Origin of the sequence: Nostoc flagelliforme FACHB-838 (genome assembly GCF_014698065.1) — a bacterium.
Lineage (GTDB): Bacteria > Cyanobacteriota > Cyanobacteriia > Cyanobacteriales > Nostocaceae > Nostoc > Nostoc flagelliforme_B.
In genome coordinates, this window is record NZ_JACJSI010000069.1 from 1 (window position 1) to 23,529 (window position 23,529).

Consider the following 23,529-nt stretch of genomic DNA (forward strand, 5'->3'; position numbering starts at 1 on the left):
GGTCATGGTTGAAGAGTCGAATTCGTCAACAACTTATTCAATTTGACTGTATCAGGGATGCTATGGAATATGTACTTCGCCTAGCGTCCTAACCGCCTTGTCTGTTGCTATAAATATAGAAGTCTCTCAGGTTGTTCTTCTTCAAGTGCTAATTGATATTTGACATACTGTCCTAGAGCAGTACTAAATTCAGTTGTAGTAGATGAGCAACAAAGCTTTTAACTTCAACGGCAATTTTTTCTTGATTTCGTTCAGCTGCTAAAACTTTCTCTGCACCAAGGTCGATATACATATCCAAACCACCAAAACGGAGAAAAAGCGGGTCATTAGTGATGAGCCAACCCTATTTCTCTAAAGCGCGTTTTACTGCATCATGGAATATGTCTTTCGCCACCATAGATTCCTAAAATTTTGATTTCGGTACTATAAAACTAGCCTACTCCCTACCAAACCTGACTTAAATCTAAAACAAACCCAGGTAGCAATGGTTCACCATAAAGTGTCTTAGGATTATCTAATATCTCAACCGAAATATTAGGACGATAAATAAAAACTCGGCGCTGTTTTCTATCAATTAACCAACCAAGTTGTGTCCCATTATCAATATACTCTTGCATCTTGTCTTGCAAAATTCGTAAGTTATCAGTCTCAGAACGCAATTCAATTAGAAACTCAGGACAAATCGGTGCAAATTTTTTTCGCAGTTCTGGTGGTATGGCTTCCCAGCGATCGCGTTTTATCCACGCCGCATCTGGAGAACGCACCGCACCATTCGGCAAAGTAAACCCACCACTGGAACCAAACCCTACACCTGTACCATCTTGCTTCGTCCATACCCACAACTGCCCAACTAAGTTAAAGTTGCGTTCATCAGTTTCGGAACCAGTAGGGGGCATAATCACTAATTCTCCATCAGCATTGCGTTCAATGTGAAAGTTGTGGTTTAGCTGACAAAGTTCATAAAACTGATCGTCAGTTAGTGCGATTGCAGGTTGCAATTGCAAAACCACTGGTATAATTTCTGTGGCTATAGGTAAGTTGGTGGTCATAATTGCTTTGTGGCTACTTTACCTGCTTTAACTATAATCTTTTCACAATCTACGGTGGAATGAGGGTTAACTCATGAAGATTGGAATTATTGGCAGTGGAAACATGGGACGCTCTCTAGGTATACTCTGGGCAGAGCAGGGGCATGAAGTATTTTTTGGCTCTCGTGATGCCGAAAAAGGAAAAGCAATAGCAGAGTTCGCAGGACGCGGAACGCAAGGTGGTACAAACGATCAGGCGGCGGCGTTTGCTGATGTAATTTTGTGGACAGTACGCAACATTATGCCAAAACAGTTACTTTCTCATCCTGAAGTTCTCGACAGTAAAATTATTATTGATTGTAATAATCAGGATATTCCTGAAGAATTTGCTTATCCACCAATAGTAGAATCTCTAGCCGAAAAGCTTGCTAAAGATATACCTCAAGCGCAGGTGGTAAAAGCTTTTAATACGATGGCGCAGGAAGTCTTTGAATTAGCGCCTGAACCACTAAAGGATTATGGAGTTTCTGTTTTTGTTGCAGGAGATGATGAGCAAGCCAGAAAAATAGTGATGGGACTTGCTGAAGAAATCGGATTTTTAGCAGTAGATTCTGGTGTTTTACGTAATGCTCGATTGGTAGAAGGCTTGGGAGATTTTATTCGCCTGATCATGATTGCTCAAAAACAAGGTGTTTATGCAACTATCTCTGTCAATGTCTTACCTACAGCGTCAGAACAACGCTTAGGTGGACGGCAAGCATCGAGTTTGAAGTAAGTCAGATCATTAAAAGTAAGTGGTCTTGCTTTCACTACCAACGGCGATCTGCTGCTTCGCGGCTTACCTCCCTTAATTATTTCGTTGATCATTACCATTACTATGGTTTTGCTATTAACCTATGTTGTCATGCCTAAAGTTAGCCGTTTGTTTAGTTCTTAGCTATATCCTAAATTACGAAAAGTTTAGGAATTTAAATTACTTATATGGATTCACAAAAAGTAGCGATTATTACGGCTGCTAGTCGAGGGATTGGCGCAGGTTGCGCGCGAGAGTTAGCAGCGCAGGGTTATAGGGTTTCACTGATGGCGCGATCGCCTGAGATTCTGGATTTAGCAGATGAATTGGGCGGTATTGCTACTCAAGGATCAATTACCAATTTTCAAGACTTACAGCGATTAGTAGAGACAACTTTAACTCAATTCGGTCGTATTGATGCAGTAGTAAATAGTTTTGGAGATCCACCCCGACCAGATTTGCTATCTATTTCTGATGAAATGTGGATAGAAAACTTTGAAATGCTGTTTTTGAGTGTTGTCCGCATCGCCAAACTAGTTACAGAAGCAATGCGATATTCAGGAGGCGGTGTCATCGTGAATATTTCCGCGTGTGACTCCCATTAACCAGAATTAGGGACACCCTTTAGCGGTACACTCCGCGCCGCAATGGAAGGGTTTACAAAACTTTATGCCAAGCGTTACAAAGCAGATAGAATTCGCATGGTTTCAGTAGCGCCTTTTTTTGTCGCAGATTCAATGGCAGAGTTAGAGGGATGGAATGTGCCTTCGGATTTGATGCTTGGCCGTCCTACTACCTATGCAGAGTTTGCTAAAATAATTGCTTTTCTGATTTCTGATGATGCCAAGTTTATTACAGGCACAACTTTGAAGGTGGATGAAGCCTATTCTTCTGCTATTTAGTTTTATTTCTAGGTCGGGAAATACAAGCGATGCCTATGGCGGGATACGCCTACGCCCCTCCAAAAAGCCAAAATGTTAGGGGTAGTTAGATAACTACCCCTTTATTGCCCTAATAATTTAGAATTTACTTGCAGGCCCCTTAATGGGAAGTTAATTTACTCAGAAATATTAATCGAACTTTCAACTTGAGAAGTAGCTAATGTTGGTGCAGATAAAATCCGCGAGTACAAACTTGATGGTTGCTGATGAGCAACGACTGGTAGAACTTCACGAGCATGGGCGGCTAATTCTACTGCTTTCACATCATAAGTCTGCGTTGCTAATTTGGGATAGAAACCGATACCGATGATTGGAAGCAGCAAACAAGCGGTAATAAATATTTCGCGGGGTTTGACATCAGATATTACAGCATCCAAGTGCAACTCTTGACTTTGCTCACCGTAGAACACTTGACGCAGCATCGACAGTAAATAAATAGGTGTCAAAATCACGCCAACTGCTGACAGCAGCACAACTACAATTTTGAAGCTGGAACTGTAAACATCACTGGTGGCGATACCGAGAAATACCATTAACTCACCCACAAAACCACTCATTCCGGGTAACGCGAGAGAAGCCATTGAACCGATGGTAAACAGAGCAAAGGTTTTGGGCATTACCTTTGCCATTCCACCCATTTTATCCATCATCAAGGTGTGGGTGCGATCGTAAGTTACGCCAGACAGGAAGAACAAGCTAGCAGCAATCAAGCCGTGGGAAACCATCTGTAGCACTGCACCGCTAATACCTAGTTCTGTGTAAGAGGCAATCCCAATCAGCACAAACCCCATGTGGGCAATTGAAGAGTAAGCCAAGCGGCGTTTGAGATTGGTTTGAGCGAAAGCACAACAAGCACCGTAGACAATGTTAACCACACCCAAAATTGCCAGCACTGGGGCAAAAGTCACATGAGCATTTGGCAACATTTCCACATTGAAGCGGATGAGGGCATAACCACCCATTTTTAACAAAACACCAGCCAAAATCATCGAAGCGGGTGCTGATGCTTCACCGTGTGCATCAGGTAGCCAAGTATGTAAAGGGAAAATCGGTAATTTTACACCGAAGGCAATTAAGAAACTTGCATAAACCAACAATTCCAAGGTTTTGGGGTATTCTTTCATTCCCAGAGTCGCCATGTCGAAGGTGACGGTATCTCCAGAGAATGCCATTGCAAAACCGGCAATCAAGATAAATATTGATGCGGCGGCGGTGTAGAGAATGAACTTGGTAGCCGCATAACGGCGGTTTTGTCCTCCCCAAATGGAAATCAGCAGGTAAACCGGCACTAATTCGATTTCCCACATTAAGAAGAACAGCAGCAAATCTTGGGCGACAAATACGCCAAGTTGGGCGCTGTACATCGCTAACATCAAACCATAAAATAATCGCGGCTTGGTGGTAACTTTCCAAGCCGCGAATATTGCGAGGGTATTTATTAAGCCTGTTAGAAGCAGCAAGGGCATCGATAAACCATCAACCCCAACAGCCCAATGCAAACCTAACTGCGGTATCCAAGGATAGTTTTCTACAAATTGGAGTCCTGAACTTTGGAAATCATACTTATACCAAAAGGCATAAATCATCAGTGCAAAGTCGGCGATCGCAACTCCCAGACCATACCACCGGACAGTTTTACCTTCTTTGTCTGGGATTAGGGGAATGGCTAAGGCAGCCACCAAGGGTAAGAGGATTATGGCTGTTAGCCAGGGAAATTCAATAGCATTCATCACTTCTGACAATCAATTTGGCTTCTCGCTTTTAATTTCATTATATTAAGGAATCAATACTTTTGTAAACATTCCTTAACCCTAGAATATTAAATTTTTGGCATAGATAAGAATATATACTCATCGAATTCCAAATTATCAGGATAAATAAGAATAAATACTTATCGAATTTTGCCGATTCCATTCTAAATGTAAACTTTTGCAACGTCAACAAAAAACGGCAGCTAAAGCCACCGTTACAAAACCGTCACATTTTCTAGCCCAATTATCAGGGTTATTTAGTCTACGCTTCTAAGTTGAGTCATAGACCTAACCCCCAGCCCCTTCCCTATAAGGGCTACGGTGTACACACATCTTTCTAGAAAACCAAAATCGTCGTTGATCCCCCTAAATCCCCCTTTTTAAGGGGGACTTTGAGAGCTTTTTGCCCCCCAATTTATCGGGGGGTTGGGGGGATCAAAAGCCTGTGGCGCAACTCTAAAAGACTTGTGTATACACCGTAGCCTCTTAGGAGAGAGGAATGGAAGTGAGGTCAAAAGTATTTGGGGCTGACCATTAAACAATCCGGTTGACAATTGTCCACACTTCCCCATCAGAGCGGACATAAGGGACGGAGATTGTCTTAAACCCAGTGATGAAGGGCTTGTAATAAATCCGCCAATACATTGGACTCAATTCATTGGCACAATGTTTAAGGAGGCGGACTTCTGCCGCCAGTTCACTTGCTAGTTGATTAATGCGTTGAGCATGAACCTGTGCTACTTCTTTGGCTTCTTCTAGCTCTTGCTGTTGGATAAGTTCTTTTGATACAACTTGCGATCGCACTAACTTACCTTGTTTTTGTTTTATCTGGCCTTCCAAGGCTGCGATCGCTGCATCTATGCCTTGGAGTTCAACAGATAATTGGGCATTTTCCCTGGCTTGACGGCGATACGCTTCAACCATTGCCTGGGGTGAATCATTCTCGCCAGAGATGACATTATTAATGGTGAGTGCAGCGCGTTCTTCTAGAAGAATCTGAATTTGAGATTTAAGCGCCGCCATTTCATCCTGAATTTGCTCCATAAATCGAGTTTTAAGTGCTGAGTAAAATAGTCATCGGATTTTTTAAAAGCTTTTTGCGCCTTGGGTATCGAGAGAAAGCGATCGCACCTCGGCTGTAATTCCTTCTTCTTGCCAAGCAGCTAACATCGCCGCCTCCACAGCCTTTGAGTGTAACTTATCTGCCAAAGCTAACAGTGTCGGCCCCGCACCACTAATTACCATACCATAAGCACCAGCACTAACGGCTGCGATATTGAGAGCATCATAACCAGGGATCAAAGCTTTACGATAGGGCTGATGCAACTTATCTTGCAAAGCTGTCTTTAGCCATTGTCCATTACCAGTTTCCAAGCCACGTAACAATAACCCCAAATGTGCCGTATTAAAAATCGCATCGGCGCGACTCACTTCAGTGGGGAGAACACCCCGCGCCTGTGAAGTGGAAAGTTCAAAATTAGGAATAGCCACAACTGGTACAACATCTTTATGCCAGGGAACATCACAAATTTCCCAAGCTGCGCCACTGGTAGCAGCCAGACGACATCCTCCCAACAAAGCTGGAACTACATTATCAGGATGTCCTTCCATTGCGATCGCTAACTCCATCACCTGTGACTGAGAAAGAGTTGCACCTTCAAGTTGATTAGCAGCAACCAACCCACCAACAATTGCTGTCGCCGAACTACCCAAACCCCTCGCCAACGGCACATCTAACTTAATCTCTATTTTCACAGTTGGCGGCGTTTGCTCTATATGTTGATAGAACTTGACAAAGGCTTGGTAGAGGAGATTGCTTTCATCAGTTTGGACACGTTCAGCTTCGGTACCAGTGACATGAATAGTTAACCCACCTTCTTCTAGGCGAGTGAACTTAAACTCGTTGTACAGCTTTAAAGCTGCACCGATGCAATCAAAACCAGGCCCCAAATTCGCAGTTGTGGCAGGAACGGTAACAGTGATGGCAGAAACAACAGACATTGGCAAAACTCACTAATCAATCAACAAGCATCTCATGTAATAGGAATTCGTAATTCGTAATTCGTAATTCGTAATTAAGAAAGTTGTATTTGCTGACAACCAATGTTGTGGTTTTTACAACTGCTTTTCCAATCGCTCTTGACTCTACGCTTACGGGATAGTGTTTAGTTTAAAAAGCTAACGATATGAGGCAAAAAATTATGAAATTGGGAGCTATCAATCACATAGCACTAACTGTATCTAATTTGAAGCGTTCTGAGGCTTTTTACAATACTCTACTTGGATTCTTGGGTTATGAACAAGGAGAAAAAACAGAGCATTTAATCCTCTGGGCAAGCTTTAATGGTGTGATCACCATTTCCCTAGCAAATCCGCGATCGCTCAATAAAAATCACGATCGCTATTCTCCTGGATTACATCATCTAGCTTTTAGTGCAGATAGTCGAGAAGAAGTGGATCAGCTTTACCAAAATCTGATGGAGTGTGGAGTAGAAATTTTAGATCCTCCTGCTGAATACGATTATTTGCCGGGTTACTATGCTTTCTACTTTTTAGACCCAGATGGCATTAAGCTCGAATTAACACACACTCCTAATTGGCCACCTGAGTTGTAGTCAGCAAGGAGCAAGAAGAATGCTAAAAATCGGCGACTTTTCCAAACTTAGCCAGGTAACAGTGAAAGCACTGCGTCTTTATGACCAACTAGGATTGCTTAAACCAGCCCACATAGACCACTTTACAGGTTATCGCTACTATTCTGCGAACCAATTACCAAGATTAAATCGCATATTAGCACTCAAAGATTTGGGTTTTTCTCTAGAGCAAATTGCCAAGTTACTAGAAGATAACTTGCCATCAGACCAAATTCGCGGAATGCTGCGACTCAAACAAGCAGAACTTCAAAGGTTAGTAGAGGAAGAACATACAAGGCTATTAAGAGTCGAAGTGCGACTCAAGCAAATTGAACAGGATGATAGTATGCCCAACTACGAAGTTGTTTTGAAAAAAGTTGAGCCGATAAAAGTAGTATCGATTAGAGAAATATTACCAGATTACCCAAGTGTCGGCAGTCTTTACGATGAGTTATTAGGATATCTCAAGCAGCAAGGAGCTAAAGAAGGAAGTTATTGTGCGGGGATTTGGCACGATCCAGGATACAAAGAGTCTGATGTCGATGGTGAAGCTGTGCTTTCAATTGAGAGTTCAATACAAGGCAATGAACGGATAAAAATATATGAATTACCAGGCTGGGAAACAATTGCTTGCTTAGTTTACAACGGTAGTTACAAGACTATTAACCAAGCTTATGCTGCCCTAGTATCTTGGATTGAAGCTAACGGCTATAAAATTATCGGCCCTAACCGTGAAGTTTATATAATTGGTGGCAACCAGCAAGATAACGATACGTATGTAACAGAGGTGCAGTTTCCAGTTTCCAAAGCTTGATACATAAAATATTAATTTATGGCTTAGAGATAAACACTGTGTATGAATAAGTGTTTATCTCTAGTCATATTGCCATAAGTTCCTGAAGTTAGCGATCGCTCTTTTCCATAGAAAAAATAGATTTCGAGAAGATTACTTTAAAGTTCCCAAAACTGGCGCTACCTCAACCTCGGAAACTTGCGGAACCAAGAATCCCTTAGCATAAATTTGGGGATTTGTTTGCGAAGCTATGGCATAAGACTGACGAACATGAGCATTAACTGCGACAGTCTTCACGTCGTACATCTGCATGGCTATCTTGGGATAGAAACCAATGCCAATAATCATCAGCAGGAAACAAGCAGCGATAAACACCTCACGGGGTCTAGCATCTTCGTAGACTGCTTCCTCTGGTACGAGGCAATCTGTACCAAAACAAACCGTTCCCTCATCTTCCTGATTTTCCGAAGCTGAATTATTAATGTCGCATAGGAGTGCTGCATCTTTACCATAAAATACCTCTCGCAGCATGGAAAGTAAATAAATAGGTGTGAGGATGACTCCAACTGCGGCGAGGAAAACCGTGACGGTGCAAAAAGTTGAACTGTAAACGTCACTGCTTGTCATACCAACAAATACCGATAATTCGCCAGCAAAGCCGCTCATACCGGGAAGTGCTAGGGATGCCATTGCTCCGATTGTAAACAGGGCGAAGACTTTGGGCATGGCTTGACCGATACCGCCCATATCTTTCATTACCATTGTGTGGGTGCGATCGTAAGTAACGCCGGCTAAGAAGAACAGCACCGATGCAATCAAACCATGTGAGAGCATTTGCAACATCGCGCCATTGATTCCCAAATCAGTGAACGAGGCAATTCCAAGCAGCACAAACCCCATGTGGGAAATCGACGAATAAGCCAAACGCCGCTTCATATTCGTCTGAGCAAAGGAGTTCAATGCACCATAGATGATGTTGACAACACCCAGAATGGCTAAAACTGGCGCAAAGTAAATATGTGCATCAGGAAGCAATTCAAGATTCAGGCGAATCAGCCCGTATCCGCCCATCTTCAGCAATACACCAGCTAAAATCATCGACACAGGAGAGGATGCTTCGCCGTGAGCATCAGGCAACCAGGTATGCATCGGGAAAACAGCAAGCTTGACACCAAATGCAATCAACAACCCTGCATAAAGTAGCAGCTGTAGAGCAACGGGATATTCCTTCTTGGCGAGGGCGGTGATATCAAATGTCATATCACCACCGCCGTATAACCCCATTGCCAGTGCTGCCACTAAAATAAATATAGAAGCAGCTGCGGTATACAACAAAAATTTCGTAGCCGCATAACGCCGTCTTTGCCCACCCCAAATGCAGACTAGTAGGTAGACGGGGATTAGTTCTACTTCCCACATAATGAAAAATAGCAGCAAGTCTTGGGCAACGAACACCCCAACCTGTGCAGAATACAGCACCAGCATCAAGAAATAGAAGAGGCGCGGACGGTGATTAACTTGCCAAGCTGAAAAAATCGAGAGTGTGGTGACAAATCCCGCTAGAAGCACAAGTGGTGCTGAAAGCCCATCAACAGATACCGCCCAGTTAAGACCCAACTGAGGCATCCAGGCATAATTTTCTATCATTTGAAAACTAGCACTGCTGGCATCGTAATGCTTCCAAAAGGCGTAGCACATCAATGCAAAGTCCGCAATACCTACACCCAGTGCATACCACCGCACGCGCTTGCCATCTTTATCAGGCAGCACAGGGATAAGCAGGGAAGCAACGAGTGGCAGCAAAACAATCGCGGTAAGCCAGGGAAATTGATCCGCTATCATGTATATGAGAAAAAATACTTATTTGGGATGATGTCATTGTACTAAACTTTGTAACAATTTCTTCATAAGTATTTTTCCTAGTTAACCATAAATATTTGTCCCAGTTAACCGCTTTGAATCAAAGACAATTGACTTAAAAATAACGACTGGGGACTGGGGAAGAAAGATTTTTAGTTGCTCACGGTACTAATCCAGCCCGCAAAGCACGGACGGCAGCTTGTGTCCGGTCAGCAACACAAAGTTTATTGAGAATACCTCGAACATGAGTTTTGACGGTACCGACTGTTAGATAGAGCCTTTTAGCAATTTCTGCATTGTCACACCCAGCGACAATTAATTCTAAAACATCCATTTCCCGGTGAGTTAAAGGATAGCTGACTATACTTTTCTCAACATCTGGGTCAATACCTTCAATCAAAACTCTTTTTCCAGATGCGCCTCTGCTGCCATCGGGGAAATCTTGACGTATTTGCTGTAGTACAAGGTCTGCGATCGCAGGATCGATCCATGAGCTACCTGCAAAGGTCATTCGCACAGCCTCAACGAGTCTCTCAGTTTCAATATCCTTCATGCAATAAGAATCTGCACCTGCTGCAAATGCCGCTAAAACTGCCTGTTCGCTATTCTGCATCGTCAAAATTAGCAGCTTTGTGGTATAATCCTCATTCTCTCCTTGATATTGTCTAAATGTGCGTGTTAGATCAATACCATCCATGTCAGGCAAACCAATGTCAATAGTAGCAACATCAGGCTTAAGACTTTTCAGAAGCTTAATGCCGTCGGCTGCATTGGCTGCTTCTCCAACAATGTTAAAGTCTGGCTGGGTTTGTAAGGCAGAGCGTAAGCCGATTCTTGTCAGGTTGTGATCTTCAATCACAAGGATCTTGATTTCACTCATAGTCACTTAATTTTACTTTTATTTATCTAAAGTACAGATTAAAATAATCTCGTTCTTCTATTCGGGATCTTATACAAAAAACAATACATTTGGTATTATTAGCTGAACTTCATCTACCTTTAGGCATAAATAACCTTATCTCGTAAGCTTTTCTAAGGCAAGAGTTTTGATATAACAATATAATTCAACCATAAAATATTTTTATAGATTAACCGGAGAATAGATGTTGTATGATAAATGATTTTTCATTTGCCATCTCAATATTTATTTGAACCAAATCTTTTGTAGAGACACAGCAATGTCTATGCCTGTCAGCTTAAGCTAAAACACAAGATAAAAATCTCGTTTTCGCCGCTGGATATGCACCTTATTGGGCTGCTGGCACAAACTTTAGGAGTAGGAGCCTCACAATAGCCATTCCCAGCCTGAGTATAGGAACCAGGAAAAGCATTCTCGCTTACGTAACATTCACCTGAGGTTGACACGCATGAGCAATGTTTCTTACTGCGTGGTTTATTTAACTAAAAATGGCTATAAATTTTAATTTATACATTTAATCAATAAATCATAAGTATTTTTGCTTAGAAAATATATTTAATCCAGGAAACTTTAAAGTAAAAGTGAATCCTTAATAATCTCAACGCTGGTGAAGTAAGCTATTACTAGATTTGCTAGGGATAGCCAAGCACTTCTTTTTTTATTTAGCCATGTCTTTAACTAAAACTGTCAAAAAAGATAAAATTCTTGTTGTCGATGATATTTTTGACAATCTACTGGTGTTAGAAGCAGTCCTAGAAGATGAGGACTATGAAATTAGCTTAGTGGAAGATAGCAAAATTGCTCTGGCTATGGTTGAAGAGTCACCGCCAGACTTAATTCTCTTAGATGTGATGATGCCGGAGATAGATGGATATGAATTCACTCGACGCATCCGGCAGAATCCGGCGTTGCCATTTATCCCGATTCTGCTGCTCACGGCTCATTATGAGTCTAGTGTTGTGGAAGGACTCGATGCTGGTGCAGATGACTTTATTCGTAAACCATTCGACCCTGATGAATTACATGCACGGGTGCGATCGCTCCTCCGCCTCAAGCATAGTATCGACGAACGAGATCAAATGGCTAACCTCCGGGCAGATTTTGTCTCCCGTTTTACTCACGATTTACGCATACCGCTAGTAGCTTCCAACCGCGTATTAAAATTATTGCTGGAAGGCAGGTTTTGCGATGTTTCGCCACAATTGCAAGAAATAATTGATACCATGATTGGCAGTAATCAAGACCTGCTGGAAATGGTAAATACCTTGCTAGAAGTTTATCGTCATGAAGCGGGCTGTAAAACCTTAAAAATTTCTCCCTGCAATATTCAGGAATTAGTTGGTGAAGTTTCGCAAGAATTAACTCCTTTAGCCCAAGAAAAAGGATTAACTGTAAATATTGATCTAAGTGAAACTGCAAGCACCGTCATGGGCGATCGCGTAGAACTGCGGCGAGTTTTAACAAATCTTATTGGTAACGCCATCAAGTTTACAGACAAAGGTTCTGTAGATATTTACTCCTATCTTACTCCAGTAGCTGTGACTATTGATATCCAAGATACAGGGCCGGGAATTTCTAAACAAGACCAAGCAATATTATTCGAGCGATTTCGCCAAGGTAAACACCAGCGTTCTGGTAGTGGTTTGGGGCTATATCTATCTCGCTGCATTATTGAAGCACATCAAGGCACAATTGATGTGACATCTGAACCAGGGAAGGGTAGTACATTTACTATACACTTACCTGTAACTGATGAAAACTAAAAGTAGGGATTCATAGGAAAACACAGTCTGCTTTAGAAAAGGTATTCTCAAAATGCCTAAAACCCAAGTTGAAGAATTCACGAGCAAATCCGGAGCTTCTTTGTCTTCTGTGAGAATCAAGAAGCTCTCTACAAGATACTGTAGGGGTACGCGGACTCGCTATCTGCTAGTCGTCAGAATCCATGCTGAATTCTGACGACTGATGCCTTTATTCTGTTTTTAGAAAGTCAGAAAATTCAGTAAATAATTATTTTACTTACACCTTTTTTCTAAATAAAGTTCAGCTTAGTCTAAAGTCTTTTTAACTTCATCTTTGATATTCTCAGCGGTATGGCGGACTTGGGCTTCAGCTTGTTTAGCTTTACCTTCAGCTTTATCTTTAGGATCGCCACTTACTTCGCCAATTGTTTCTTGTACTTTACCTTCGATGTTTTTAGCAAAAGCTTTTGCTCTATCTTCGATACTCATATTCTTTGTTCCTAAATTATTTTTGGTAGTTATTAGTTATTGCTTGCTCGAAAAGCGCTGCAATATCTATAGATTACTTGTAGACAAGTTTTAATTCTTCTATCTGACGATGTTTTTATGAAGAATATTTGTGTCCGTTGTACATAATTGTTTAAAGGTTAAACTCATCTTGAGAATTCAACTAATATCCAAAAGAGAGAAAGGTATCATTATATTGCTCTATCTTAAGACAAGATAATTTATAACTTCAGGTAGATAGTGATGCTGTTGAAGAAGAACCCAGAAGCCAGAATCCAGGAGTCAGAATCAATGAGTGGGGGATTCAGACCCGCCACTCATTGTAGACCGCTAAATGAACGCAAGTGCGTCTCTGAAAGAGAAGATTTAGCGGGGGTCTTAAACCCCTAGATTCATCCACCAGTCGTACAGAATTCATACTGAATTCTGACTCCTGACTCCTGAATTCTGTTTTGATAAACCGCAACTTGGGTTCTTACCACTGAATATGGTAAATACAGCAGTTTGCAAGTGAGTGAAATACAAAATTCAGGGATCAAAATCAAATATCAGAAGTTTCTACCTCTAGCAAAAACTGCCTGTCTGTCTCCAAACCCCTAACTTTGTACTTACAGCTATTTTCAGGTAAATAGACCACGCTAGCGGTGCAAGACCTTGCGCCCCTACCGTGCTGCATTCAATAATCTGTATTCTATGTAATTGAGAACTGCTATATGTCATTTCTTGGACTTTGACTACTTAACCAGCAATTAGAATTAACTGGCACAAGAAAAAATTTAGATTTAAGTAAATATTCTCATATTCTTAGATTCCGAAACCAAACTTTGTTAGAAATGTTGGGCAGAAAGAAACATAATTTTTTAAATTTTAACTGAAGAGTAATTTAGCTGGTGCAAGAAAAGATAGAGAAGTCTAAGCGTTGACTTTGAAATACCCACAGGTATGGTAGCTTTCAACCATCAGAAATTTGTGGTTAATAACGCAGCCTCAACTATTGGAGAGGCTACGCCAACAAGCTCGCATCCCTTGGATCATGCTGCACTAGTAGAACTTGTGACTAATTTCTGACCAAAGACAGTAGGAACAAGTATCGACTTTTCTTTCTAGCTTCTTACTTATAGTATTTATAAAGGTATTTATGCGATCGCATTCTACTACTCAACCAACTTCCAACTCCCAATATATAGACTCTAGGGTGCAAACTGATGCATTTATCAACATTTTTATCGGATGTTCTATATTGATTCCAAGGATTGTGTTTGCAGGGTTTAATATCTATAATAAACACCGTGCTGCTGTTCTTTGCCAACAAATAGCCTCATTAGAGAAACTGTGGCATTTGAATATTAATAAAAAAAGAGCTTGAAGAAAAAGAATATAGACAATGAAATACTTATTTATAGTTTGGTTGCTTATACTCTTTTTGGTCGCTCCTAGTGCGGCGATGTCTGAAGTAAAACAGCCTTATACTTTAATATCTGGACTTGGGACAATCCACCATCCAGTTTCCACTTCTAATCCCCAAGCGCAAGAGTTTTTTGATCAGGGATTAAATTTAATTTACGCTTTCAATCATGATGAGGCGGTGCGTTCTTTTCAACACGCTGCTAAACTTGATCCGCATTTGGCGATCGCATATTGGGGTATTGCTCTGGCTCTAGGCCCTAATATTAACTTAGCAATAGACCCTAATCGAGAATTAGCTGCTTACCAAGCTGTACAGCAAGCTTTGGCACTTTCCACCCAAGCATCTGCTCAAGAACGAGACTACATTACCGCCTTAGCAAAGCGTTACTCTCAAGAGCCTGATGCGGATTTGTTTCAACTAGCGGTAGACTACGCAAAAGCAATGGCAACCCTAGTTGAGCGCTATCCAGATGATTTGGATGCGGCGACGCTTTATGCCGAAAGCTTGATGGATCTGCATCCTTGGCAGCACTGGACTAAAGATGGCAAGCCACAGCCAGATACAGAAGAAATTGTAGCTATTTTAAAATCGGTTCTTAAACGTAACCCAAATCATACCGGAGCTAATCATTACTATATTCATGCTGTGGAAGCTTCGCCTTCTCCAGAACAGGCCCTTATCAGTGCCAACCGACTCGGAGCCTTAGCGCCAGCAGCAGGACATTTGGTACACATACCTTCTCATATTTATTTTCGTGTGGGAGATTATGAAGCGGCAATGCGGGCAAATGAGCAGGCGATCGCTCAAGATGATATTTACATCAAAAAATATCAAGTCCAGGGCACTTACCCCATGATGTACTACAACCACAACGTACATTTTCTCATGGTGGCCAGCAGCATGGGAGGAAAATATAAAGATGCTCTCCAATATGCAGAGAAATTAGTCGCAAATGCCACTGCCATTAATCCCTATGCACCAATGCTTGAGGGATTTTTGGGCAGTAAAATGCTGATTCAGATACGTTTTAGCGACTGGGATGGCATTTTAAAAACTCCTGTCCCTGATGCTAAATTGCCGACTACCACAGCACTTTGGCATTTTGCTCGCGGCATGGCGATGGCAGCCACAGGCAAACTTGAAGATGCAGCAGGTGAAAGTCGGGCATTACTAGCCGCCAAACAGATGATTTCTACCGAATCAACCATTGGGTTCAGTCCCGCCAGTCGCATTTTAGACATTGCCTCAAAAGTTCTAGATGCCAAAATTGCTAGACAAAAGCACGATTATGAAGCTGCCATTCAATTACTAGAAAAAGCAGTAGTACTAGAAGATGCCCTCGATTACGTGGAACCACCAGATTGGTACTTGCCAACGCGAGAAGCTTTGGGCGCTGTGCTTTTGGCTAAGGGTGACTATAGAGAGGCTGAAAAAGTCTTTGCTGATCTAAAAAAGTATCCCCATAATGGACGTTCTCTATTTGGCTTGCAGGCAAGTTTACAGGCATTGGGCAAAGATGACGCGGCTCAAGTTGTCAAAGCCGAATTGGAAACAGCTTGGAAAAGTGCTGATACACAACTTGCTCTAGCCAAAATGTAAGTGAAGAAGGCAGAAGGGGTGCAAGAGGCAGGGAAAGGGGAAAAGGAAAGGAAAAATTTCATCCCTTTTTCCCACTTCTGCAAGAAGTCTAATATGGCGGGGGCTTCTCTTTTAGAGACGCTACACGAAAAATTTTGAATTTTGAATTGTTATTTGTTGCTTGACTTTGCCTTTCATATTAAAATTTTGGAGTAATGCTTCACGGTTAATGCAGTCAAACGTTCAATTCGGATATTCAAAGATACGCTCCTCTATGCCTGATTTCCTATATCACCCAACAGAATTTATCTTCTGCCACTTCCAACCCTTTTTTACGGTGGGCTGTACTTAGGGTAGGTAGGGGCGGGCGATCGCACTTAAGCGATCGCGTCACTGATTAACTATCTACTGGATGCAGAGAGTTGGCTCGTATGTCATCCTAGATTTATGAGAGTTAATTCAGTGATGTCTTTGGTTTTAGTATTGAAAGGCTTTTTCCTTTTAGTATTTACAGACTTCTCAGAGAAATTAAAATCTCTACACAGTGATGATTTTGGAGAGAATCGATGTCAATTTATGTAGGTAACCTCTCTTATGACGTTACACAAGAAGATTTAAGTGGTATTTTTGCAGAATATGGTACTGTAAAACGAGTTCAAGTACCTACTGACCGCGAAACAGGTCGTCCGCGAGGCTTTGCCTTTGTGGAAATGGGAACTGAAGCTGAAGAAACCGCTGCTATTGAAGCTCTCGACGGCGCTGAGTGGATGGGTCGTGACCTGAAAGTAAATAAGGCTAAACCCAAAGAAGACAGAGGTGATAGAGGTTCCTTTGGTGGTGGTAACAGAGGAGGAGGATACGGCGGCGGCGGCGGTGGACGCAACCGCTACTAATCTTGGAAACAAAAAAATTTACCTAGAGTCTTAAGGTCAGACAAGGAGTCTGTCTTTTTTTTGTAATGTTACCGAAGTAGTGCTGAGTGCCCGTCCTTATTTTAATCCTCTAGATTTTTTATCTATGGAGTTAAATAGCACGGGCTAAACGCCCCGCTACCGCTAACAGCACTCCTGAATGCCTGCACCGCCTTTGATGAAGTCAACTTAGTAGGAGATATAATGACCCAAGTAATTGTAGGCGACAATGAACACATTGAATCAGCCTTACGACGATTTAAGCGAGAAGTTTCCAAGGCTGGAATTTTTCCAGACATGAGAAAGCATCGTCATTTTGAAACACCTCTAGAAAAACGCAAGCGCAAAGAAGTTGCCAAGCATAGGCAGAGTAAGAGAAGTTTTCGTAACTAAGAACTGACATACAGCAGAATTCAGGAATCAGAATTCAGGAGCAAAGCCAAAGACGCTCCGCCTGCGGTCAGAATGGGCTACACCCCGCTGCGCTAACAGAAGTAAAATAGGCTTTATACCTTGCTTTGAGACTTAGCTTGTGTATTTCGCCTTTCTGGAAATCTGCTGTAAATATCAATGAATGCCCTCATAAAATCTATGAGGGTTTTCCTTTTACTTATTTTAAAAATCAGGAAACCTGAAGAAACGCTAAAATCAAGTCAGCCTTTGTATTGTAGCGGTTGTGTTCCACATCACTCAGAGGACGGTTCACTGCATAAATCCTGATTGTCAACGTCCTTATCCTCAACCTTGGGGAAACAAATTTTGCAACAGCTGTGGCGCACCGCTAGAGTTGTTAGACCGCTATGTTCCACTTCAGCCCTTGGGATCGGGAGGATTTGCTCAAATATACACGGTTTGGGATGAAAAAACTCAAACCGAAAAAGTGCTGAAAGTGTTGGTAGAAGATTCACGAAAGGCGCTGGAATTATTTACCCAAGAAGCGGCGGTTTTATCTAGCTTGCAGCATCCAGGTGTCCCCCAAGTCGATGCCGATGGGTATTTTCACGTACAACTGTTTAATCCTAAACCACACCAACTGCCTTGTCTGATAATGGAAAAAATCAATGGGCGGACTTTAGAGGAGATATTAAAAAAGTTTCCTCAAGGGTGTCCAGAGGATTTGGTTTTAAACTGGTTTACCCAAGTTGTACAGATTTTACAGGAATTACATAAACGTCAGATTCTGCACCGGGATATCAAACCTTCTAATTTAATGCTGGGCACTTCTGCGCCATCTGTAACCCCTCCTCAAGGGCAAATAGAGGGCGATCGCTTGGTATTAATTGATTTTGGTGGGGCGAAACAATTTAGTGCCTCTAAACTGCGTTCTCAGTCTAGTTCCACGCGATTATTTTCTTCTGGGTACAGTCCACCAGAACAAGTGACTGGAAGTATTGTCGGGCCAAGTGCCGATTTTTATGCCCTTGGTCGAACGATAATTGAACTACTAACAGGCAAATACCCGCTAGAGTTGGAAGATCAGCAAACGGGGAAATTGCGCTGGCGAACTACGGTAAATGTTAACCCGCAACTAGCAGATTTGCTGGATGAGATGGTGCAGGAGGATGTGCGATCGCGTCCAGCAAATGCAGCTATAATTCAAAAACGTTTGGCGAAGATTTCTCAACCATTACCGCCACCAGGGTTGTTTTCCCAACAGCGAAACAAGATTAAGCAAGCTTCAACCCAAGCTTCCCAGAGATTTACACTGCTAACACAAGCTATCGAACAAATTTTGGCTAACTTTAGCCAAGGTGTAACTAAAACCATTATTTTTATTGCTCAGACAATCATCAAAATTTTCCGAGCTTGTTTGGCGATGATTTGGGCGATAATTCTGAGTAGTATCGGCGCTTGTTTTGGGGCGATCGCTGGTTTTATTTTGGCCTATCGTACCAGCTTGGGGCGTCAGGTTGTGGAATTTATTGGAAGTCAGCTAAACCAATTAGTGCCAAATACTCAACCCATCTTCGGGGCAGATATTTTGGTATTCGTTGCAGCCGGGTGGGGAACCGCTTGGGGACTGACAGCATCCGGGTGTTTTGGTCAACGGCGGCGGTTTTTAGTGGCATCCCTGATGGGTATGATTAGCTATGGCTTCGGCTGGTTGATTTTGCAATTAATCACACCAAAAGATAGTGGTGAGGGTTTAGTGGCAGTGATTTTAGTAGCAGTTTGCCTACTCACCTTGAGCTTAGGACTTCGCAGCCATCATATAGTGTACGCTGTGTTCTCGGCCTTTGGCAGTGCGATCGCCTATGCCATTTTGATTCTTTTGAGGTTAGCACCTCCGATCTTCCAATTTACCAGTCAACCAGGTTGGTCAGAGTTATATTCGCCTCTGACCTTTTTTGGTTCTGTAGGCTTCTTTATCAGCTTCTGGTTAGGAGTAAGTTACTACCTAATTGTCCCTGGATTGCGTCTTCTGGGATGGCGGTGAGGGAGGTAGGGGAGGCAGAGGAAGAATTAATGCCCAATGCCCAAAAACAAGATCCCCCTAGTCGCATTTTTCATCGCGCTAGGGGGATCACATATGTGGTAGTCTATAATTGGTTCGGTATAGTTGCTTACGAACTCGATTCTATAGCTTATATTTCAGTTTGAGTAGTCTTACAATTAGAATTTATAGTATTTTTACACCTTCTTAATGAATGCTTCATCCCTGTTCTTCCTTAGAGCAGCGGTATATGTAACTATGACAGTACGTGATGTGCGTGACTTGTCATTTTTGCAAATATTCAGTAAAAAATATGAAACTTAAGATTGTTGCTACTGTCGCCTTGTTAGCTTGTTTCGGGTTTGCACAGCAGGCTGTTGCATTAAATCAGCTAGACTTGGATCAGTTGAAGGCAACAAGTACCTGTCCTCGGTGTAATTTAAGTGGTGCTGACCTAACTGAACTGAATCTCAGTGGAGCAAATTTACGAGGGGCTGACTTGAGCGGCGCTACATTATCTCAAGCTAATCTTACGAATGCCGATCTCACTGGTGCAAATTTAGAAGGTGCGATTCTGAATACAGTAAATCTTAGTGGTGCTTCTTTAACAGGAGCAAATTTAAAATCAGCATCCCTGGAAAATGCCGATTTATCTTATGCCGGTTTCATCAGCGCCAATTTGGAAGCAGCAAACTTAAAAGATGCCAAATTGCAGTTTACTAATTTTCGGGGGGCTAACTTCCGACTAACAACTCTAGCTAATGGTGTCGTCACCTCCGACAAACCTTATGGCTGGTCATTAGAGCGTCAAAATGCCAGAGAATGTAACGAGTTCAAATCCGAAAATACTTTAGGCACAACCTGCTATTCAAAATAAATTGGAGCATGGGGCATGGGGCATTTCAAACCTTCCGCACCTACAACTTTTTGAAGTATCTGGCGATTGGTAACAGCCCAAAACCCAGCTTTTGATATGTACAACGTGCCGGGGCATGGCCAGGATCGCCTCCAGTCTCGACCATAGCGACGGACATCCCAGCAACTTTCATCCAATCAAGAGTGAATTCAATGAGAGCGGTGCCAATGCCTCGACGTTGATAGTCTGGATCGACGGCGATCATGTAAATTTCTCCCAAGCTGCTCTGTAAGTCGAGTTTCACAGCTATAAAGCCCACGGTTGAACCAGAGTCGATTGCAACCCATACCTTTGTGTCCGCTGCTGCACAAACTCCCTCGACAGCCTTTTGCTGGCTTACACGCCAATCGGTGGGATAGAGTTCCCGGTACACGTCAAGGTCAATCGCTTTCTGAATCGAATCAAAAACCGGAGTCCATGCGCGAAGCGAAAGACGAATGACGGCATCAAGTTGATGGGGGTCGTATGGTTCAATTCGCATTTGAGTAAAGCAACTTAAAGTCAAAGCCTACTCTCATACAATAAAATAACTTTGCAAGAGGTCTAAGTAAGTCGGCACAATAAAAGTAAACTATGTGAAGAAAAGTAAACAAGGTTAAAACCCTCTTTCCCCCTGCTCCCTGCCTTATCCCAACGATAATTATTTACGCCGACCTACTTATTAATTTTTTCCCTGTTTCCCCTGCCTCCTTTGCTTGTTATTAACTATCCTTGTATAGCAAAAGCATTTTGTTTGTTAACAGTTCTTTATCATGGGAAAAAAGCCTATAGATTAATAAAATCGATGCTTACTCGTATTAAAGACTTAGCAACAAAACTAGCGCCTCGTTTAATTGAAATTCGCCGTCACATCCACTCTCACCCTGAACTCAGCGGTCAGGAGTACCAAACAGCGGCTTTTGTAGCTGGTGTTTTGTCTTCCAGTGGTCTGCACGTACAAGAAGGAGTTGGTAAAACGGGCGTTATTGGAGAACTCCAAGGCACTAGCCAAAATGACCGTTTATTGGCAATTCGCACTGATATGGATGCCTTGCCAATTCAAGAGGGCACTAATTTGGAATATGCCTCTCGCGCAGATGGTATTATGCACGCGTGCGGTCACGATGTCCACACCACCGTGGGGTTAGGAACGGCAATGGTGCTGTCCCAAGTGGCTGAGGAGTTGGGTGGAAAAGTGCGATTTTTATTTCAGCCAGCCGAGGAGATTGCTCAAGGGGCAAGCTGGATGGTGAAAGATGGGGCAATGGAAAATGTCTCGGCTTTATTAGGGGTTCATGTTTTCCCTTCTATACCCGCAGGATCTATTGGTGTGCGTTACGGGGCATTAACAGCCGCCGCTGATGATTTAGAAATTCTGATTATGGGAGAATCTGGGCATGGGGCGCGTCCCCATGAGGCGATTGATGCGATTTGGATTGCTTGCCAAGCCATTACTGCGCTGCAACAAGCCATCAGCCGGACACAGAATCCGTTGCGCCCTGTAGTATTGAGCATCGGGAAGATTAATGGTGGCAGAGCGCCGAATATAATTGCTGATAAAGTGCAGTTATTGGGAACCGTGCGATCGCTCCATCCCGAAACCCGTGCCCATCTACCCAACTGGATTGAAAATATTGTAGCTAATGTTTGCCATACCTACGGGGCAAAATATCAAGTCAATTATCGCCAGGGTGTACCTAGCGTCCAAAATGATTACGCCTTGACGCAATTGTTGCAATCAGCCGCAGAAGAAGCTTGGAGTAGCGATCGCGTTCAAGTCTTACCCGAACCTTCCCTTGGTGCTGAAGATTTTTCTATGTATTTAGAACACGTCCCCGGTTCTATGTTTCGCTTGGGTGTAGGCTATAAAGAAAGAATTATTAATCACCCATTACACCATCCCCAATTTGAAGTTGATGAATCTGCAATTATCACCGGGGTGGTAACTATGGCGTATACCGCTTATAAATACTGTCAGCAAAATTCGTAAACAAAAACTCCCAGCAGATAAACGCTGGGAGTTTTTGTTTAACTAACCTTTTTTAGCTAGCGGATATTGAAAGCCCGAAAGCATTCTACGCTTTCGATTCGGTAACAACACCCAGTTTTTCTTGAATTCTGGTCTTAGCGGCTTTGAATTCGGTAGCCAGTTGCTCACTTTGATCGCTGCTCAAGTTGTTACGAATAGCAGCAAACATTGTGCTTTCTTCTTGACGAATGTGGTCGCCAACAGCTTCCATTAGCTTTCTAATTTGATCTTTGAATTCAGATGAAGAAGGGCTGATAGCTTTAATTTGCTCTAAAACGCGCTTCATTTCAGCTTGTTCGTCAAACAGTTCTTGGGTGTCATCTTGACCGTAGAAAGGACGTACTCTTGGATAAACTACTTCCTCTTCAGCTTCAGCGTGAGCAGTTAAATCCTTGTAAATTTGACCGAAGTACTCTTGGATCTTCTGTGGATTGTCGCTTTGCAGTAGTTCGGTGAACAAGGTATTTACCTTGTTGTGATCCAAGCGGATGACATCTTGGATATTCAGATCGCTTTTGTCGCTGGTTTGGGTGACAGCGCTACCTACTACACCACTGACTGCGGCCATAGCGTCTTGAACACGCGCCCAAATTCCTTGATCTGCATCTTGTCCAGTCAATTCACGAACACCTAGAATTTCCAAAACGCCTTTGAGTTGTTCTTGGTGAGCGCGGTTCTCAAAGTTAATTGTATTCAAGGGCCCGATCGCTAGCAACACATCAGCGCCAACTTTTTGAGCAGCTTTGTGAACTATCAAGCCACTCATTACTACTTGATGTTTCAGCAATTCATGCTGAGAGACTTTCTCATACAGGCTTAACTCAGAACCTTTGAACAATTCGCGAGCTTTTTCAATGAATTGTGTAACATTTTGTTTGGGTTCAGCCTGAATGCCATACTGACCAATTACAGTTTCCAGAATGCCAAGATTTTTTTCGTCATCCTTGATGAAATTCCGAATGCGATCAGCAATTTCTGCGTCTAGTCCTTGCGTCAAAAGTGATTGCTCATTTTCGATGACCAACTGTTGGAGGGCTTTAAGACTTGCAAGTTTTACAGCAATAGCATTGCGTTTCGTATCATCTAAAGTAGTTACCATCCGTGTTCTCCTCGGCAAAGTGTTCATAATTCTTACTTGATATAACCTTGACACAGAGACTAGGGAGATTCCATCTTTCTTTTGAGCGATCGCGTTCATAACTCTGGGTAGAGAAACACAAACTTTCGTTACAATTTCTGTTTTTATACTTTTAGATAGATAATATTTAAATCTGCATTATATACCCAGGTGGATAATATTTTAAGTA

The 23,529-nt window shown here is 42.4% G+C and carries 19 protein-coding genes and 3 pseudogenes; 12 read left to right on the plus strand and 10 right to left on the minus strand.

What is annotated here, in order from left to right; genetic code table 11:
• Positions 1 to 110: 110 nt before the first annotated feature.
• Both H6G97_RS25400 and H6G97_RS25405 read right to left on the minus strand, forming a co-directional pair.
• Positions 111 to 334 (minus strand): annotated as a pseudogene (locus tag H6G97_RS25400) (element excision factor XisH family protein); the annotation flags it as partial.
• A 109-nt stretch (positions 335 to 443) separates the two neighbouring features.
• A complete protein-coding gene (locus tag H6G97_RS25405) occupies positions 444 to 1,049 on the minus strand; it encodes a Uma2 family endonuclease (protein WP_190943386.1) in 606 nt (201 codons plus the stop codon).
• A 73-nt stretch (positions 1,050 to 1,122) separates the two neighbouring features.
• Between H6G97_RS25405 and H6G97_RS25410 the strand changes: the two genes are divergently transcribed.
• From H6G97_RS25410 to H6G97_RS52875, 3 genes and pseudogenes are all read left to right on the plus strand, one after another.
• A complete protein-coding gene (locus H6G97_RS25410) occupies positions 1,123 to 1,803 on the plus strand; it encodes an NADPH-dependent F420 reductase (RefSeq protein WP_190943387.1) in 681 nt (226 codons plus the stop codon).
• Positions 1,804 to 1,854: 51 nt separating this feature from the next.
• Positions 1,855 to 1,965: pseudogene (locus H6G97_RS52870) on the plus strand (antibiotic biosynthesis monooxygenase); the annotation flags it as partial.
• Between the two features lie 44 nt (positions 1,966 to 2,009).
• Positions 2,010 to 2,723, plus strand: a pseudogene (locus H6G97_RS52875) (SDR family oxidoreductase).
• Positions 2,724 to 2,878: 155 nt separating this feature from the next.
• Here the strand turns inward: H6G97_RS52875 and H6G97_RS25425 are convergent.
• From H6G97_RS25425 to thrB, 3 genes are all read right to left on the minus strand, one after another.
• The gene (locus H6G97_RS25425) at positions 2,879 to 4,492 is read right to left on the minus strand and encodes an NAD(P)H-quinone oxidoreductase subunit 4 (protein WP_190943390.1); all 1,614 of its coding nucleotides are present in this window, start codon (positions 4,490 to 4,492) and stop codon (positions 2,879 to 2,881) included.
• 555 nt (positions 4,493 to 5,047) lie between these two features.
• Positions 5,048 to 5,557 (minus strand): hypothetical protein, encoded by a 510-nt coding sequence (locus H6G97_RS25430; RefSeq protein WP_190943391.1) that lies wholly within the window; start codon positions 5,555 to 5,557, stop codon positions 5,048 to 5,050.
• Positions 5,558 to 5,599: 42 nt separating this feature from the next.
• Positions 5,600 to 6,514 carry a homoserine kinase gene (gene thrB / locus H6G97_RS25435; protein WP_190943392.1) on the minus strand — a complete coding sequence of 305 codons (915 nt, stop codon included), beginning with the start codon at positions 6,512 to 6,514 and terminating at the stop codon, positions 5,600 to 5,602.
• A gap of 185 nt (positions 6,515 to 6,699) precedes the next feature.
• On the opposite strand from thrB, the gene H6G97_RS25440 reads away from it, so the two are divergent.
• Positions 6,700 to 7,128, plus strand: coding sequence for a VOC family protein (locus tag H6G97_RS25440; RefSeq protein WP_242055211.1), 429 nt, complete (start codon positions 6,700 to 6,702; stop codon positions 7,126 to 7,128).
• A 19-nt stretch (positions 7,129 to 7,147) separates the two neighbouring features.
• Entirely contained in the window at positions 7,148 to 7,960 is an 813-nt protein-coding gene (locus tag H6G97_RS25445; protein WP_190943393.1) for a MerR family transcriptional regulator, read from the plus strand.
• A gap of 132 nt (positions 7,961 to 8,092) precedes the next feature.
• Here H6G97_RS25445 and H6G97_RS25450 read toward each other — a convergent pair whose 3' ends face one another.
• Together H6G97_RS25450 and H6G97_RS25455 are read right to left on the minus strand one after the other, a co-directional pair.
• Positions 8,093 to 9,781, minus strand: coding sequence for an NAD(P)H-quinone oxidoreductase subunit 4 (locus H6G97_RS25450; RefSeq protein ID WP_190943394.1), 1,689 nt, complete (start codon positions 9,779 to 9,781; stop codon positions 8,093 to 8,095).
• A gap of 178 nt (positions 9,782 to 9,959) precedes the next feature.
• A complete protein-coding gene (locus H6G97_RS25455) occupies positions 9,960 to 10,679 on the minus strand; it encodes a response regulator (RefSeq protein ID WP_190943395.1) in 720 nt (239 codons plus the stop codon).
• A 707-nt stretch (positions 10,680 to 11,386) separates the two neighbouring features.
• On the opposite strand from H6G97_RS25455, the gene H6G97_RS25460 reads away from it, so the two are divergent.
• Entirely contained in the window at positions 11,387 to 12,481 is a 1,095-nt protein-coding gene (locus tag H6G97_RS25460) for a hybrid sensor histidine kinase/response regulator (RefSeq protein WP_190943396.1), read from the plus strand.
• A 285-nt stretch (positions 12,482 to 12,766) separates the two neighbouring features.
• On the opposite strand, the gene H6G97_RS25465 is transcribed toward H6G97_RS25460, so the two are convergent.
• The gene (locus H6G97_RS25465; protein ID WP_190943397.1) at positions 12,767 to 12,949 is read right to left on the minus strand and encodes a CsbD family protein; all 183 of its coding nucleotides are present in this window, start codon (positions 12,947 to 12,949) and stop codon (positions 12,767 to 12,769) included.
• A 1,402-nt stretch (positions 12,950 to 14,351) separates the two neighbouring features.
• On the opposite strand from H6G97_RS25465, the gene H6G97_RS25470 reads away from it, so the two are divergent.
• The 5 genes from H6G97_RS25470 (at position 14,352) to H6G97_RS25490 (ending at position 20,175) form a co-directional block, all read left to right on the plus strand.
• Positions 14,352 to 15,974: a tetratricopeptide repeat protein gene (locus tag H6G97_RS25470; RefSeq protein ID WP_190943398.1), complete on the plus strand. Its 1,623-nt coding sequence runs from the start codon at positions 14,352 to 14,354 to the stop codon at positions 15,972 to 15,974.
• A 545-nt stretch (positions 15,975 to 16,519) separates the two neighbouring features.
• Positions 16,520 to 16,846, plus strand: coding sequence for an RNA recognition motif domain-containing protein (locus H6G97_RS25475; RefSeq protein WP_190943399.1), 327 nt, complete (start codon positions 16,520 to 16,522; stop codon positions 16,844 to 16,846).
• A gap of 222 nt (positions 16,847 to 17,068) precedes the next feature.
• A complete protein-coding gene (gene rpsU / locus H6G97_RS25480; protein ID WP_012407716.1) occupies positions 17,069 to 17,257 on the plus strand; it encodes a 30S ribosomal protein S21 in 189 nt (62 codons plus the stop codon).
• A gap of 283 nt (positions 17,258 to 17,540) precedes the next feature.
• Positions 17,541 to 19,301 (plus strand): protein kinase domain-containing protein, encoded by a 1,761-nt coding sequence (locus H6G97_RS25485; RefSeq protein WP_190943400.1) that lies wholly within the window; start codon positions 17,541 to 17,543, stop codon positions 19,299 to 19,301.
• Positions 19,302 to 19,611: 310 nt separating this feature from the next.
• Complete coding sequence (locus H6G97_RS25490; RefSeq protein WP_190943401.1) at positions 19,612 to 20,175, plus strand: pentapeptide repeat-containing protein; 564 nt, start codon at positions 19,612 to 19,614, stop codon at positions 20,173 to 20,175.
• Positions 20,176 to 20,215: 40 nt separating this feature from the next.
• Here H6G97_RS25490 and H6G97_RS25495 read toward each other — a convergent pair whose 3' ends face one another.
• Positions 20,216 to 20,719 (minus strand): GNAT family N-acetyltransferase, encoded by a 504-nt coding sequence (locus H6G97_RS25495; RefSeq protein WP_242055213.1) that lies wholly within the window; start codon positions 20,717 to 20,719, stop codon positions 20,216 to 20,218.
• 279 nt (positions 20,720 to 20,998) lie between these two features.
• On the opposite strand from H6G97_RS25495, the gene H6G97_RS25500 reads away from it, so the two are divergent.
• On the plus strand, positions 20,999 to 22,183 hold the full coding sequence (locus H6G97_RS25500; protein ID WP_190943402.1) for a M20 family metallopeptidase: 1,185 nt from the start codon (positions 20,999 to 21,001) through the stop codon (positions 22,181 to 22,183).
• A gap of 85 nt (positions 22,184 to 22,268) precedes the next feature.
• On the opposite strand, the gene H6G97_RS25505 is transcribed toward H6G97_RS25500, so the two are convergent.
• Complete coding sequence (locus H6G97_RS25505; protein ID WP_190943403.1) at positions 22,269 to 23,321, minus strand: hemerythrin domain-containing protein; 1,053 nt, start codon at positions 23,319 to 23,321, stop codon at positions 22,269 to 22,271.
• Between the last annotated feature and the right edge of the window lie 208 nt (positions 23,322 to 23,529).

What these genes read in the sequence shown, in the direction of transcription:
- H6G97_RS25465 (WP_190943397.1), bottom strand. Translation starts at nt 12,949, where the DNA reads ATGAGTATCGAAGATAGAGCAAAAGCTTTTGCTAAAAACATCGAAGGT.
- H6G97_RS25430 (WP_190943391.1), bottom strand. Translation starts at nt 5,557, where the DNA reads ATGGAGCAAATTCAGGATGAAATGGCGGCGCTTAAATCTCAAATTCAG.
- H6G97_RS25500 (WP_190943402.1), top strand. Translation starts at nt 20,999, where the DNA reads ATGCTTACTCGTATTAAAGACTTAGCAACAAAACTAGCGCCTCGTTTA.
- H6G97_RS25410 (WP_190943387.1), top strand. Translation starts at nt 1,123, where the DNA reads ATGAAGATTGGAATTATTGGCAGTGGAAACATGGGACGCTCTCTAGGT.
- H6G97_RS25460 (WP_190943396.1), top strand. Translation starts at nt 11,387, where the DNA reads ATGTCTTTAACTAAAACTGTCAAAAAAGATAAAATTCTTGTTGTCGAT.
- H6G97_RS25470 (WP_190943398.1), top strand. Translation starts at nt 14,352, where the DNA reads ATGAAATACTTATTTATAGTTTGGTTGCTTATACTCTTTTTGGTCGCT.
- H6G97_RS25440 (WP_242055211.1), top strand. Translation starts at nt 6,700, where the DNA reads ATGAGGCAAAAAATTATGAAATTGGGAGCTATCAATCACATAGCACTA.
- thrB (WP_190943392.1), bottom strand. Translation starts at nt 6,514, where the DNA reads ATGTCTGTTGTTTCTGCCATCACTGTTACCGTTCCTGCCACAACTGCG.
- H6G97_RS25445 (WP_190943393.1), top strand. Translation starts at nt 7,148, where the DNA reads ATGCTAAAAATCGGCGACTTTTCCAAACTTAGCCAGGTAACAGTGAAA.
- H6G97_RS25475 (WP_190943399.1), top strand. Translation starts at nt 16,520, where the DNA reads ATGTCAATTTATGTAGGTAACCTCTCTTATGACGTTACACAAGAAGAT.
- H6G97_RS25505 (WP_190943403.1), bottom strand. Translation starts at nt 23,321, where the DNA reads ATGGTAACTACTTTAGATGATACGAAACGCAATGCTATTGCTGTAAAA.
- rpsU (WP_012407716.1), top strand. Translation starts at nt 17,069, where the DNA reads ATGACCCAAGTAATTGTAGGCGACAATGAACACATTGAATCAGCCTTA.
- H6G97_RS25405 (WP_190943386.1), bottom strand. Translation starts at nt 1,049, where the DNA reads ATGACCACCAACTTACCTATAGCCACAGAAATTATACCAGTGGTTTTG.
- H6G97_RS25490 (WP_190943401.1), top strand. Translation starts at nt 19,612, where the DNA reads ATGAAACTTAAGATTGTTGCTACTGTCGCCTTGTTAGCTTGTTTCGGG.
- H6G97_RS25425 (WP_190943390.1), bottom strand. Translation starts at nt 4,492, where the DNA reads ATGAATGCTATTGAATTTCCCTGGCTAACAGCCATAATCCTCTTACCC.
- H6G97_RS25450 (WP_190943394.1), bottom strand. Translation starts at nt 9,781, where the DNA reads ATGATAGCGGATCAATTTCCCTGGCTTACCGCGATTGTTTTGCTGCCA.
- H6G97_RS25455 (WP_190943395.1), bottom strand. Translation starts at nt 10,679, where the DNA reads ATGAGTGAAATCAAGATCCTTGTGATTGAAGATCACAACCTGACAAGA.